The organism is Streptomyces sannanensis, assembly GCF_039536205.1.
In the GTDB taxonomy this organism is placed as follows: Bacteria; Actinomycetota; Actinomycetes; order Streptomycetales; family Streptomycetaceae; genus Streptomyces; species Streptomyces sannanensis.
The window spans coordinates 7,254,879-7,268,747 of record NZ_BAAAYL010000001.1 but is presented as its reverse complement, the minus strand read 5'-3'; the positions used below and the strand labels follow the sequence as shown (position 1 = coordinate 7,268,747).

10 protein-coding genes and 1 pseudogene are annotated in these 13,869 nt (G+C 68.5%); 5 read left to right on the top strand and 6 right to left on the bottom strand.

The annotated features are described in order from the left end of the window. Nucleotides 1-500: 500 nt before the first annotated feature. Nucleotides 501-944: pseudogene (locus tag ABD858_RS37025) on the bottom strand (ATP-binding protein); the annotation flags it as partial. 348 nt (nucleotides 945-1,292) lie between these two features. After that, entirely contained in the window at nucleotides 1,293-3,677 is a 2,385-nt protein-coding gene (locus ABD858_RS33825) for a hypothetical protein (RefSeq protein ID WP_345033737.1), read from the bottom strand. A gap of 347 nt (nucleotides 3,678-4,024) precedes the next feature. Between ABD858_RS33825 and ABD858_RS33820 the strand changes: the two genes are divergently transcribed. After that, nucleotides 4,025-4,234, top strand: a complete 210-nt coding sequence (locus ABD858_RS33820) for a hypothetical protein (protein WP_345033738.1) — start codon at nucleotides 4,025-4,027, stop codon at nucleotides 4,232-4,234. Nucleotides 4,235-4,875: 641 nt separating this feature from the next. On the opposite strand, the gene ABD858_RS33815 is transcribed toward ABD858_RS33820, so the two are convergent. From ABD858_RS33815 to ABD858_RS33800, 4 genes are all read right to left on the bottom strand, one after another. Continuing rightward, on the bottom strand, nucleotides 4,876-5,202 hold the full coding sequence (locus ABD858_RS33815) for a hypothetical protein (RefSeq protein WP_345033739.1): 327 nt from the start codon (nucleotides 5,200-5,202) through the stop codon (nucleotides 4,876-4,878). A 163-nt stretch (nucleotides 5,203-5,365) separates the two neighbouring features. Next, a complete protein-coding gene (locus tag ABD858_RS33810) occupies nucleotides 5,366-6,295 on the bottom strand; it encodes an NAD(P)H-binding protein (protein WP_345033741.1) in 930 nt (309 codons plus the stop codon). 151 nt (nucleotides 6,296-6,446) lie between these two features. Then, the gene (locus tag ABD858_RS33805; protein ID WP_345033742.1) at nucleotides 6,447-7,214 is read right to left on the bottom strand and encodes an SDR family NAD(P)-dependent oxidoreductase; all 768 of its coding nucleotides are present in this window, start codon (nucleotides 7,212-7,214) and stop codon (nucleotides 6,447-6,449) included. A 376-nt stretch (nucleotides 7,215-7,590) separates the two neighbouring features. After that, a complete protein-coding gene (locus tag ABD858_RS33800; RefSeq protein WP_345033743.1) occupies nucleotides 7,591-7,905 on the bottom strand; it encodes a maleylpyruvate isomerase N-terminal domain-containing protein in 315 nt (104 codons plus the stop codon). A 379-nt stretch (nucleotides 7,906-8,284) separates the two neighbouring features. On the opposite strand from ABD858_RS33800, the gene ABD858_RS33795 reads away from it, so the two are divergent. From ABD858_RS33795 to ABD858_RS33780, 4 genes are all read left to right on the top strand, one after another. Further along, nucleotides 8,285-11,074: a helix-turn-helix transcriptional regulator gene (locus ABD858_RS33795; protein WP_345033744.1), complete on the top strand. Its 2,790-nt coding sequence runs from the start codon at nucleotides 8,285-8,287 to the stop codon at nucleotides 11,072-11,074. 109 nt (nucleotides 11,075-11,183) lie between these two features. Beyond that, complete coding sequence (locus ABD858_RS33790) at nucleotides 11,184-11,876, top strand: alpha/beta fold hydrolase (protein WP_345033746.1); 693 nt, start codon at nucleotides 11,184-11,186, stop codon at nucleotides 11,874-11,876. A gap of 421 nt (nucleotides 11,877-12,297) precedes the next feature. Then, entirely contained in the window at nucleotides 12,298-12,468 is a 171-nt protein-coding gene (locus tag ABD858_RS33785) for a hypothetical protein (protein WP_345033747.1), read from the top strand. A 109-nt stretch (nucleotides 12,469-12,577) separates the two neighbouring features. After that, nucleotides 12,578-13,837 carry an RICIN domain-containing protein gene (locus ABD858_RS33780; RefSeq protein WP_345033748.1) on the top strand — a complete coding sequence of 420 codons (1,260 nt, stop codon included), beginning with the start codon at nucleotides 12,578-12,580 and terminating at the stop codon, nucleotides 13,835-13,837. The last annotated feature ends 32 nt before the right edge of the window (nucleotides 13,838-13,869 follow it).

Sequence of the window (13,869 nt, the reverse complement as noted above, 5' to 3'; positions counted from 1 at the left end):
GCGCGGTCCGGGGCGGCCTTCCCACAGACGACGATCAGTCGCATCCGCCGACGCAAGGTGATCTGCTGCACCTTCAGGCCACGGGCGTGGTGCATCACCTCCACCTGACGGTCATACGTCCTGCGCCGGGTCTCCCCCGCGGCCCGCCACTCCAGCCGGACACGCTCCAGCCGGTCGAGGAACAGCTCGAACGGGGCGTTGTCGTCCATGAGTTCCCGCACCTGCGCCCCGGCGGCCGAGCGCGCGTCGGCCGACTTCAACGGCAGACGGATGACGGTGACAAAGCCCCGGCGCGCGAAGCCTTGGACGGTCTTCGGCGGCTCCTCCAGGAAGACTGGCACCTTCAGCGTGAGCAGGTTTTCCTTCAAGTAGTCGGCGAAACCGTCGCGTTCGGGCGCCACCTCCCGGGCGAGCGCGTCGTAGTCGTCGAGCCGGGCGAACCGGAAGGTGAACCCGTCGAGGAGCCGGGACCCCTCCCTGGCCACGCTGTAGACCTCGGGCGCGTCGCACAGGTGCAGCACGCTCTTGAAACCGACGCCCTTGTGGCCGATCCCGGCGTCGGCACGCTTGCTGGAAAGGGCGATGCTGCACAGGTCCTTGAAGTTCTTGCCGCCGAACGGCTTGCCGCGATTGGCCACATAAAGGGTGCCGTGCTCACCCTCGTCCTCGTCCAACCGGATCTCGATGCGTCCGTCGGTGGCTCTGGCCGGGTGCGCGTCGTGCGCGTTCTGCAACAACTCGATGAGCACCCGGCCCTCGTACTCGGGCGCGATGATCGTTTCGGCCACGGCCTTGGCCTCGCGGGCCGCATCACGGCCGTCGTCCCAGTCCCGCAGACAGCCGCGCACCTCGACCAACGCCTTCTCGTGCACACGCCTGCGCACAGCGGCCGACCGGCGCTGCCGCGCACGCTCCGCCGACGGTCGCCAGCCCCCCGCTGCCATACCGCTGCTCCCCACCCCGTGCGCCTCCCGCCCCACTCTGCCGGTGATCCTACTGAGCGCGGAGGAGCCCTGAAGGGCGTTTGACACCGGCGGCCTGTGGCTCCGTAGCATGCACGTTTGATCAAAGCGCTCGTACGCTGCAAGCCGGGTAACGGGCAAGCGGATCCCGACGCGGGCCCATTGGGTAGAGCCTTCCGGACTGATCCCGAGAAGCAGGCCCGAACACCGCTCCCACTGCCTGATCATAGGCTTCTGCAACACCCTTTAGTCGGGCTCTGAGATGGATGAGCGGACTCGATCGCGGGCAACTGGTCGAGCAGTGGATGGCCGTAGCTCCTGGTCGTTGGACTACCAGACGTCGTGTGGCTCTCCCTCAGCGGTAAGGCCGTACATCTTCAACTGCTCGGCCTTGGTCGGCTGGTTTGGGAACAGGTGCTCACCGAGTTCGCCGTGGGTGACGATGGTGTAGTCGCCGCTGTCGACAGCGGCGAACAGGGCCTCGCGGGCTTCGTACTCCCTCCCCATGCGACTCAGGAGCTGTCCCCACAAGCGGCGTGCGTCTTGGTGATGAGCCGCTGCAGCTTCCATGAGCGCGAACACCTCGTCGGGAATGCTCTCCAGCGGGGGCAGTCCCTCCTCAGTTGTTTCGAGTCGCTCGTACATCCACAAGGCCAGTTCGTACTGTGCCCAGGGTTGCCGGTCTCTCATGGCCAGAATGTGGGCGATGTCTTCAGCAGTGTGGCGTGCACTGGGGATCTTGTGTAGATGCCGGACGACGATCCGCACGGCCCCGTGCTGGCGCTGACGGCGTGCTCTGCTGAGCAGTGCGAGTGCCTCGCGTCGGCGCTCGGGCCACAGTTCCATGAACAGCTGGAACAAGAAGTGTGGATCGGTTTCTGCTGCCGAACGTTTGAGGGCCGCTGCCTCCTGCTGATCCTCTGGGCGGTCCAGGAAGTCGAGCAACATGCCCAGAGCCGCAGCGGACTTCGCGGCGACGCCGGCATCCAGGAGTTGCCGGGCCAGGTCCCGCTCCCCTTGCTTGCTCAGCTTGGAAGGCCACGCGCACAGACGGGAGGGCACGTCGAAGGCCGTTGCCACGAGGGCATGCCAGCGGGGTCCGCCGGTGTGTGCGAGCCTCTTCAGTTCGTGCAGCGCGTCCGCGTCGCCCTCCGCCGCCTGATGCAAGAGCGATGCTGGATGCTCCTGCTGGGCTTCTGGGGTATCCGCTACCCGCGCCACCGCGGCCGCCTCATCCAGCTGGCCGAGATCCTCGTACATCATGACGAGGGCGGTCCTAGCAAGCTCGTGGCCTGCCTCAGCAGCGCGCTCGAGCAGCGCCGTCGCGAGTTCGGCACTCCTCTCTCGGTACTCGGCGTCCACCTGCCCCGTCGCGACATAGCCGATGTCGGTGCCCAGATGAAAGGCGCTTTCGCCGCCGTCCTCAATCGGTTCGCACAGCGCAAGGAGCTCGTCGATTCCGCGCCGCGTGTGGATCATTCCCGTCTCGCTATAGAGGACGCAGAGGTCACTGAACGCAGGTGTGTGGTGACGCTCAAGTGCCTTGATGTACAGATCACGAGCGATCTTGAACCGGGCGCTGGAGAAGGCTGCGGTGCCCAACTTCGCATAGGAGAGACCGCCGAGATCCGCCGTCAGCGCGGCCTGCCAGAAGGGGGAAGGAGGGGCGGTGAAGGCACGCTCCTCGGCAATGTGCTGCTCCAGATAGTCATTGAGGTCGCATCGGTCCGGGTCCGGTCCGAAGCCGTCGGGGTGCAGGACGGGCGGCAGGGCAGGGCACACGCCATGGCAGGGTTCTCGCGCCCAGGCGAGTGCGGTTGCTGCCCAGTCGCCGACGAGTTTCATGCGCGCGTGCGAGGTCAGGTAGCCGGGTGCTGCTGCGGTGAGGGTGCGCACTGGAATGGGTTCGCGCACTCCGAGCCGGCGGAGGTCAGCTGCTGCGGTCACCAGGGCCTTGCCGGGGTGGTCGCTGCGGCGGTAGCGGTGCATGAGTTCTACTGCGGCGGCCAGCGTCTGGGTCAACTCCTGCGTACCACGGGCGCTGTCTGCCGCCTGCACCCACTGCGGGTCGGTGACCCGGCGTTGGAAGTCATCGAGCTCGCGGTCGGTGAAGGTGTCGGGGACGGTGACGCGGTGGCTGGCCTGAAGAAGCGTCCGGCGCCGAGCAAGGCGGTCCTGCCCCTCGGAGGCAGGGGCGGCGCCGGTGAGCTTTTCGTAGTGGCCGGGCCAGATGGTGACGACGATCGCCAGGTGGCTCACGGCATCTTTGAGCGTCAGGAGCAGAGCGGCGGCCTCCTCGCCGTCCCGATCGGCAAGGACAGTGCTGTAGGCGTCGTCGAGCCAAATGATGGTTCGTGGTCTGACCAGCCCCTTTACTGCCGCCTGCCTGAGGCCGTCAGCTGAGTGAGGATAGAGGAGCGCCCAGTCGTGCAGTTCTGTACCGGCGCCTTCGTAGGCTGCGCGTGTTTTCCCGGCACAGGAGTTTCCCTCGATCACGACAACTGAGGAGGAGCCGTTCCTGATCTTTCTCAGGCACTGACGCAGCTCGAGGTCGTGGGCCCGCTCGACGTACGGGGGTAGCCCCTCCCCGATGGATGGTTTGACGCTGAGTTCACCCACTTCCCAGGACGCGAAGGACTTGCTGACAGCTGGCAGCGGGGGCGCCGGCGTGTGGGAGGGAGGGAAGTTGTAGATGACGACCTTCTCAGCCGCCATCGAACGATCCTGCGCAAAGATCAAACGCGCATCAGAAGGGAGCTGAGCCAGGTCCGGAAATACTGGCGCCTGGCTGGAGGTGGCCGTGGCTTCGTTCAGCTCTGTGCCGAAGTCGGCTAGGAAGGGGAGCCGATGCTTGCTCCGCCGTTGATGATGGCTGCAGCGATGGAACCGCCTTCGGCCTTGATACTCATGTTTCCGGCCACTGAGACTCCACCGTCGCCCGACTGCGCGCCAACGGCCCGTGCGTGCTCCTCAAGGAGAGACCTCAACTCCTCGAGAGCAACTGCTTGTTGGTCCCCGTCCCAGTCACTGTAGGCATCCTCGAACCGGCCGACCCAACGCTCATGCTGACTATTGAGTACGCCCTCGCCTTCCGGACCTTCGGGAGCAGCGCCAAGCACGTCAGCCGTACGGTCCAGGCGGCTGAGGACGGTTTGCTCGGCATCATCGTCCCCCCGGGAGAACCACCGAGCTACAGCAGCCTTGATGCCCTCGCCCGTGCCGGCCTTGAGGGCCTGGAGGAGCCAGGTGACCGAGTCGTCGAAGAGCTGTGACGGGTCAAGATTCACGTGAGTTCCCCTGCTTCTATGGTGATGTCGGCACATTAGCGCCTGAACTCAGGTGTTGGTCGAAGATTCATCGGAATCACGTGGTCACCAGGCGCTACCAGCCTCAGCAGCGAGCACGACGGGGCAGAAGATCCGCTGCAGGGCGGCGTGCTGCGTCGTCCGCCGGGGTGAGCGCCGCCCTGCTCCTGGTTGCCGCTCCTGCTTCCGCCGCCGTGGCGTCCGAACGGTTCCGCTGCGACTCATTGAGGGCCGAAGGCCGAAAGGCGACCGACTCCTCAACGGCCTACCCGGCGCCGCCGCCTGGACATCTGAACCCGCCGACCCGTGCTCGGCAAACGGGGGAGGTCCCCGGCGGAATCCAGCTCGTCGCACTGCCGATCACAGCGCCGGGCCGAGGAGGCCCCGCCCAGCAGCAACCCCTTGCGCAAGCCGAGACGGACCAAGATCCGGACCATTTCCGGACCAGACCCCTCCAGTGAGCCGCACCAACTGCTGTTTCCCCTGGTCAGCTTGGGTGCAACTGCTGTACCACCAGCAGACGAAGAACCTGCTGGTGTCGTACTCGCCGAAGAAGCTCGGCTTCTTCTAGACACAGCAGAAGGGCGCCTGACCAGGGCAGATGCCTGTCAGGCGCCCTTCGCCAGCGTTCCCTTGAAGCTGGCGCGTGCGGGGGCGAGGGTCTCGAGCGGTTCGCCGTCGAGGGTCTGCATGGTGACGCGGTCGGCGGCGTCGAAGACCATCCGCTGGGCGGGGCGGGTGAACGGGGTGAATACGATGTGCTCTCTGACTGTGTCGAGGGTCAGGATCTGGTCGAACGTCTTGTCCGGCGGCCAGCCCTTCGACGCCCAGATCGGGCCGCCGATGGAGATGTCGATGTTCAGGCCGCACAAGGTGTCCCAGGGTTCTTGGCCACCGGCGGTGGCGATGGCCAGATCGAGAAGCTCGTCACTCATGAGCCGGGTACTTTCCGTCGCGATGCGTATGGCGATCACCGAATCCGGGGAACACCACGTCTTCCGGCGGCTATCAGGGGCGGACGAGAAGGAGGCCGACCTTGCTGCCGGGTCGCAGCCCGCGCTCCACGGCGATGGCCGGCTCGCCAAGGCGTATGTGGTTTCAGGGGCTGAACAGGCCGGGGTTCTCACGGACGTAATCGGCTACCCCCGAAGGAGGCCGCCCGATGACCTGCTCGACCCCGTCCGCCTTGCGGTCGTACCGATTCTCCGCGTGAAGGCGAGCCATGGTGGAGATGTGCTGGAAGACATGGTCGGGCAGCCCCAATGGCCTGAGATCGTCGTCGATCCATTCCTGCAAGGGGACGTCGATGTAACCGACCGGTCGGCCCAGGGCTGCGGAAACCTCCGCCGCCATGGCAGCGACGTCCTCCGAGCGCGGGCCGGTCAGCTCATGGATCCGGCCGACGTGCGGGGCAGGATCGGCCAGGATCTCCTCCACGACCGCGGCGACGTCCCCGGCCGCCACAGGGGAAGTTTTCGCCCGGCCGAAGGGCAGCCTGATGCTTCCGTACTTCGCGATCGAGGAAAAGCCCACACGGAACAGCGGGTTCTCCATGAACACGGTGGGCCTGACCTGGACGACGGGCAGGCCCGACCAGCCGAGGACCTGCTCCACCAGCCACTGCTGCCGCTGCTGCACGGACTCGGAGGTGCTGGTGAGGTCCATCTCGGAGACAGTCAGCTGCGACATGTTCACGAACACTTCCAGGGATCCGTACGCACGCGCGGTGGCCGCCACCGTCACGGCAGCCTCCAGATACTGCGCCGACACGCCCATGCCGAAGTAGATACGTCCACAACCTGCCAAGGCGTCGGCGACGTCGCCGGCACGCGTCAGGTCCCCGACGACCATCTCGGCGCCCGTCGCGCGCAGCGCCTCCGCCCGCTCGTCATCGCGGCGCACCATGGCCCGGACGGGCAGCCCCCGATGCCGAAGGCCTTCGACCACGGAGCGCCCAACGGCGCCGACACTGCCCGCCGCGCCTGTCACCAGAATGGGTAGCACACTGGTTTCTGGGGTGTGGTCCATAGAGGCAGCCTGTGGTGCGCACGACCAGGGCGCAACTGGAGCCCGCCGAACCGTCGACGCTGCAACAACAGTCGGCTCATGTGCGACAACAGTCGGCCCATGTGACGGAATCGGCATACTCAACTGGCCGACCTACCAGCGACCTCGCGGTTCACGAGCTCGGGAACAGGGGCCCGCCCGCCATGAGGCCGCCGTCGACAAGGAGGATGTGCCCGGTGATGTAGCTCGCCTTGTCCGAACCCAGGAACTGGACGGCCTCGGCGATCTCCTCCGGGGTGCCTGCCCGGTGCATGGGCAGCACCGAATCGACCGCGGCACGACCCGTGTCGTCGCCGGTGAACCGCTCGTACATAGCGGTCTGGGTGTAGCCGGGCGCAACCGCGTTGACCCGGATACCGTGAGCGGCGCCTTCGAGTGCGGCCGCCTTGGTGATGCCGACGACGGCATGCTTGCTCCCGGCGTACAAGGTTGCCCCGGGATAACCCATCAGGCCGAAGGTGGAGCTGACGTTGACGATGCTGCCGCCGCCCTGTTCCCTCATGACCCGGAACTCATGCTTCAGGCACAGCAGCGTTCCCTTGACGTTGGTATCGAAGGTGGCCTGGTAAGCCTCGTCGGTCACCTCGGTGACAGGGCCGGGGGTTCCCTCGGTGCCGGCGTTGTTGAAGGCGACATCGATCCGCCCGAACCGCACGACCGCACGGTCGAAGAGGTCCTTCACATCGGCGTCGAAGCGGACATCGGCACGCACGAACTCGGCCGGGGCGCCGAGGTCGGCCAGTTCCCTGGCAAGCTGCCCACCCACGTCCTCGTGGCGGCCGGAGACCACAAGGTTTGCGCCTTGCCGGGCGTAAGCGAAGGCGGTGGCGCGGCCGATACCGGTGAGCGCGCCCGTGATGAGGACGACGGGATCAGGCACGTCGAGAGTCCTTCCTTCAACCACCCAGGTGAACGACGGGTCGGAACCCGCACGACACCGGGTTCCTCTTCGGGCCGGGACCTATCCCCCGGCGCACCCGCAAGGAAGGTGTCCCAGCCGGACGACAGCCGCATCGGACCCGACCGCTGCATCCGTCGAACGGCGGCACTCGATGACCCGTATGACGGACGCCAACCGGGAAAGACAAAATCCGGCGTCGGCCAGGTGTGACCCCGCCCCACCCACGGCCAACAACCCAATCAGTAGTTGGCGACCCGCAGGCGGTCACGCGGGCAGCGCACACTTCGGCCATGGTGTGCAGGGGATACGTTCCCAAGTCGAGGTACGGCGCCTGCGTGGAGGCATACGGCTCGTTCTACAACGTGTCGAAAACCGACAGGGCTTCAGCAGACTGACGTGTGAAGTCCTCAAGCACGTCGTCGGGAGTCCAATCGGCCCTCTCGGTCGCGTGCACGTCGTTGAGCCACTCAATGCCGAGGTCGGTGTCCAGTTCACCCCTGACCGCAGACATCAGGATGCTCAGCAAATCAGCCATATGAGTGGCGACGTACTTGACTGACCAGCCGGTGGCGGCGCTCGGGGCAGCCCATTCGTCGCCGCTCAGAGAGCGGAGAACCATCCGGACATCGTCGATGGTCGCCCGCAGGCCGACCATGCCTTCCGGACTCATCTCATCCACTCCTCTGGCCCGAGCAGCATATGCACGCGGATAGCTGCGTCCATGCTCCTGCCGAAGCAGTCGGGCTGTGGCGTAAGACGGCGCTCCGGCGCGGGTGCCCGCCGGGCCGGTTGATCTCGTGGAGGAGCCCATGATGTGCGCCGCCGAAGTCGCTATGTCCGTATTGGAGGAAGCACAGCGATCGCCGCACCGACGGTGCTGACTGCGGTGGGGCTTCCGAGGTCGGCCGTCGCGTTCCATGCTGGAGTCGGCGTACGGGGGACGCCTACAGCGGAGACCGCACAGCGAATGTGCCCTGCTTTGTGATCGAACCTGTTCTCCCCCACAAGCACATGTCTGCCGCCGACGACGATCGCCAAGGGGTGTGGGGATGGACCACCGCAGCACCGATTGCACCGCGCCTCCCGCGAAGCATGCCCGCGTCGCGGGGCACGCACTGGTCGGCCGCGAGGCCGAGATGGAGCTGTTCGGTGCCTTTCTGACCGGCGTTCCACGCATGGGCGGGTCGCTGGTGGTGCTCGGCGAGCCGGGCGTCGGCAAGACGGCGCTGCTGGCCGCCGTCGCCCAGGAGGCCGAGTCCGCGGGGATGCAGGTGCTGCACGCGACGGGCGTGCAGTACCGGGCGCAGACCAGCTACGGCGCACTGCGGCAGTTGCTGACGTCGGTGCCCGAAAGCCGGGCGGCAGTGGCGGATCTGCCCGCCCTCGCCGCGGCCCTGGACTTCAAGCGGGGCAGGGCACCCGGGCAGGACGCGGTTGCCGAGGCCGTCGTCACTCTGGTAGCGGAGCTGTCCCGCAAACAGCCGGTGCTGCTGGTCCTGGACGACGCGCAGTGGCTGGACCGGGCCAGTGCCGCCATCCTGGGCCGGGTGGTGCGCCGGCTCCCGAACTCCGGTGCGGGCACGCTGTGCTCGGTCCGGCTTGGCGACGAGAGCTTCTTCGACCACAGCGGGCTTCCGCTGCACGAGCTGGGGCCACTCAGCGAGGCCGCGTCCGAGGAACTGCTCAGTCGGCGCTTCCCGGCGCTGGCCCCGCGCGTGCGCCGCCGGCTGATGGCTGACGCCGAGGGCAATCCGCTGGCGCTCCTGGAGCTTCCCGCCGCCCTCACCGACTCACAGCGCACCGCGTCCCACGCCCTGCCCAAACGCATTCCGCTGACCCAGCGCCTGCAGGCGACGTTCGCCTCCCGGATCACGGGCTTACCCGCGCCCACCCGGCACCTGCTGCTCGTGGCGGCGCTGGAGGGCAGCGGCAACCTGCTGATCGTGCGCCGGGCAGTGGAAGGACGGTGCGGCCTGAAGCACTTGGCCCCCGCAGAGCGACTCCGGCTCGTCCATGTCGACGACGCCACCGGGCGGCTGGCGTTCCGGCACTCGCTCATGCGCTCCGCGGTGGTGGACCTGTCCACCAGCGACCAGCGCCGCAGCGCCCACCGGGCGCTCGCAGAGGCCTGGACCGGCGTCCTCGAACAGCGGGCCTGGCACCTGGCCCAGGCCGCGGTCGAGCCCGACGAGCAGATCGCCGCCCTGCTCGAAGACGCCGCCGGCGTCAGCGCCCGGCGCGGCGACGGGCCCAATGCGGTGGCAGCGCTCGTACGCGCTGCCGCACTGAGTCCGGCGGCCGCCGAACAGGCCCGGCGGCTGGCCCAGGCGGCGTACCTCGGCACGATCCTCACCGGCGGGGTACGCGACGTGCCCCGCCTGCTGGACGATGCCCGCCAGGCCGCCCCGGACGGCGCGTCCCTGGCCGGCGCGGTGGCCACCGCGCTGTACCTGCTCAACAGCTACGGCGACGTCGACACCGCCCACCGTCTGCTGTCCGGCGCGATCGCCCTCCAGCCCGAACCGTACGACCCGGCCGACGGGACCGTGCTCGAAGCACTGTCCACCTTGCTGATCGTGTGCGTCTACGGAGCCAGAAGGGATCTGTGGGCCGGATACGACGCGGCGGCGGCGAAGTGCACCGCCGTCCCGGACACCCTGCGGCTGTTACGGGCCACCTTCGCCGACCCGGCCCGCGCTCTCCCGTCGGACTGGGCCGCTCTCGACGCCGCCGTCGAAGCACTGCCCGGCACCTCCGACCCGGTCCGGATCGTACGGATCGGCACCGCCGGCGCGTACGCGGACCGCCTTGGCGCCGTGGACGAGCCGCTGCGGCGCACCGCGCGGGGCGGCCGTACCGGGGAGAACAACTTCCCCGCCATCCAGGCCTCGTTCCTGTGGGGCAGCCACGCCTGGTTCACCGGCCAGTGGGCTGAACTGCGCCAGGTGGTCGGCGACGGGCTGGCACTGTGCGAGGAGTACCACTATCCGCTGCGCTCCTGGACCGGGAAGTTCGTGCTCGCCTGCGTGGCCGCGGCCTGCGGGGACTTCCCCACCGCCCGCGCGTTCGCCGATCAGATGGACCAGTGGGGCGGATCCCGCCGCGCCCACGCCATCACCTGCTATGCCGCGCACGCCAAGACGCTCATCGCCCTGTCCCAGGGGGATTTCGACGAGGCGTACCACCAGACGTGCCGGATCACCCCGGCCGGCACCCTGGCGCCGTTCACCGGACACGCCCTGTGGTCGTTCCTCGACCTGGCGGAGGCGGCGGTGCGAACCGGCCGGCGGGACAAGGCCCTTGAACATGTCCGGGCGGCCGGGGACGCCGGTCTCGACGCCGTGTCACCGCGCCTGCGCATGGTCCTGGGTGCATGCGCCGCCCTGGCGGCGGAGGACGACAGCGAAGCATCCCGGGGGTTCGGCGAGGCGCTGGCCGTCGAGGGCGGCGAGCGGTGGCCCTTCGACCACGCCCGCATCCGCCTGCTCCACGGTGAGCGCCTGCGGCGCGGACAGGCCCCGGCCCGGGCCCGCCGCCACCTGCGCGCGGCCGCTGAGGTCTTCCGGCGGCTGGGCGCCGAGCCCTGGTCCGCCCGGGCCGAGCAGGAACTGCGCGCCTGCGGCAGCCCGGTGCGCGCCCTCCCCGGAAAGGCCCTGACCCCTCAGCAGCGGGAGATCGTGGCCCTGGCCGCGGCCGGCCTGTCCAACAAGCAGATCGCCGAGAAGCTCTTCCTGTCCCCGCGCACCGTCTCCACCCACCTCTACCAGGCGTTCCCCAAACTGGGCGTGACCTCACGGGCGGGCCTGCGTGACGCACTGGAGAAGCTGCACCGCTCTTGACGTAACAGCCTCGGAAATAAGTCATTTGACGGAGGCGACGGCATCGGTGGCGTTCCTACAGTGCTCGGCACGGGCCGCGATTCCCGGCCCGGACAAACCGGGAGGAACGATGAGCGACAGCGCACCGCGCGGGAGTGTCGTGCTCGTCCACGGAGGATTCGTGGACGGTTCGGGATGGCAGGGGGTGTACGAGGCCCTGAAGGGCGACGGCTACACCGTGGCCGTCGTGCAGAACCCCACCCTCTCGCTGGACGGCGACGTGGCCGTCACCCGGCAGGTCATCGACGCCCAGCCGGGACCGGTGACCCTGGTCGGCCACTCCTACGGCGGAGTGGTGATCACCGAGGCCGGCAACCATGAGAAGGTGACGGCGCTGGCCTACATCGCCGCGTTCGCGCCCGACAAGGGCGAGTCGGTCAACTCCCTGATCGCCGACCCGCCGCCCGGCGCTGCGGTCCCGCCGATCCTGCCGCCGAACGAGGGCTTCCTGCTCCTGGACCGCGACAAGTTCGCCGACTCCTTCGCCGGCGACCTGCGGCCCGCCCAGGCCGAGTTCATGGCCGACTCGCAGCTCCCCTGGGGCGTGGACGCGGCCGGCGGAGCGGTTTCCACCCCGGCCTGGCGCACCAAACCCGCCTGGTACCTGGTGGCCACCGACGACCGCATGATCCCACCCCCGGCTCAGCGCGCCATGGCCGAGCGGATCGGCGCGCAGACCGTGGAGGTGGCCGCCAGCCACGCCGTCTACGTCTCCCAGCCCGCCACCGTCGCCAACTTGATCAAGCAGGCCGCCACCGGCTGACCACATCCGAAGACCGCACCCCGGCAGCGTCCGCCGCCCGCCCAAGGGCCGGGCGGCGGGCGCTGAACGTCCCGCGGCCACTGGCCCCGGCACGCCGTCCCCGGACCCGCCGGCCCCGGTCCGCCGCGGCGCCGCAGCCGCCGCACACCCGCCGCAGGCAACCCGAACGTCAAGGCCCTGGTCTACACCGCCTCCTTCGGTCCCCCAACGTCGGGGACGAAGCTCGACAAGCTCATCGGCCGCTACCCCGACGGCGCCACGGGGACCGGCCCCTACACTCAGGCCGACCGGCTGCGCGACGTCTTCGCCGCCGACCTGTCCAAGAGGGAGACCCAACTGGTGGCCGCTGAGCAACGGCCTTCAGCGCCTCCGCCTTCGCCTTCGCGACCAATGAGGCCGGCGCACCATTCCCTCCTGGAGCGTGGTCGCCGGCGTCGACAAGGCGATTCCGGCGGCTGTCGAGCGGTGGGATTACCAGCGGGCCGGCGCGCGCCGCGTGGTCGAGGTCCGCGGCGCATCCCACGTCGTGATGATCGGTCACCCGGACGTCGTCGAACTCCTCATGGAGGAAGCCGCAGCCGCCACCCGCTGAGCCCCGTGCCGGTATCCGCGTGAACACAGTCGTGTGCCGGCGGCGTCGGAAATCGCCGGCACACGACTTACACACAGTCAACCAATCAAGCTCAAGGAGTCTTCGTCCCATGCTCTTACTGCGCCGCCTGACCGCCGCACTCTTCACGCTCGCCTGCCTGTGCGGCCTGCTGGCCACCGGCGGCACCGCGCACGCGGCCAACCCGGAAACCAACCGCGTCGCCACCTGGAACATGCAGGTCGGCCGCGACCGCTGGCAGGGCGCGGCGGCCATCGCCCAGGACAACACCGTGCTCGCCCTCCAGGAGGTGCCGAACGAACCGCCGGCCGGAGCGCGCTACATCGGCACCATCGGCAACACCATCGACCACTACGAGTGGACCATCGCCCGCGGGGTGACCCGGCAGCTCTACATCCTGTACACAACGTCGCGGAACCTGGCGATCGCCACGGCGTGGGCCCCGGGCGAGGTGGTGGAGATCGAGGGCATGTACCGCCCGGCGCTGATGGTCACCCGCCCCACCGACGACGTCGCGTTCGCGTCCATCCACGCCGCGTCCGGCAACGGGTTCGACGTACGCCCGCTCGTCCAGGACGTCGCCGACGAAGCCAACGGCCGCGGGCTCAACCACTGGGCCGTCCTCGGCGACTTCAACCTCACTCCGGACCGGGCACGTCTGCTCGGCCTCCCCGCGGACGCCCGCATCTACAACAGCGGCCAGGCCACCCAGCAGAGCGGCAACGAACTCGACTACATGATCAGCAACGTGGACACCGAGGACTGGCAGGCCACCGTCGGGGACAACCGCGGCAGCGACCACTGGCCGGTCTACTTCTCCGCGCTGCGGGCCGGCGCCCTGCCGCCCGAGCTGACCATCCACGCCGACAACAGCGACCGCCTGCTGGACGTCTTCCAGGGCAACGACACCAACGGCACGCACGTGATCCAGTACCACGCCAACGGAGCGGTCAACCAGCGCTGGCGCCTCCAGGCCATCGGCACCTCGGCCTCAACCGGGCACATGATGTACCGGATCATGAGCAGTGACAGCGGCAAGTGCCTCGACGTCAACCGCGGACAGCAGTCCGGCTGGGGCGACTACCTCAACATCTGGGACTGCCACGACATCGACGGGGTCCCCGGCTCCGGCGGCAACCAGCGCGACACCCAGAACTTCACCCTGGAGCACCCGGACTCGCGGATGCCGAACCTGACGCTGTTGAGGAACAACGCCACCGGGCTGTACGCGAACATCCGCAACAACGACCGGGGCGACGGCGCATGGGTCATCCAGTGGCCCGACCAGTTCGGGAGGTTCCCCGCCCCGAACGAGAGCTTCTATCTCCACCCGGTCATCGCCAACCAGTAATGAGCGTGAGCGAGGAAGGCCCGGCTGCCGCG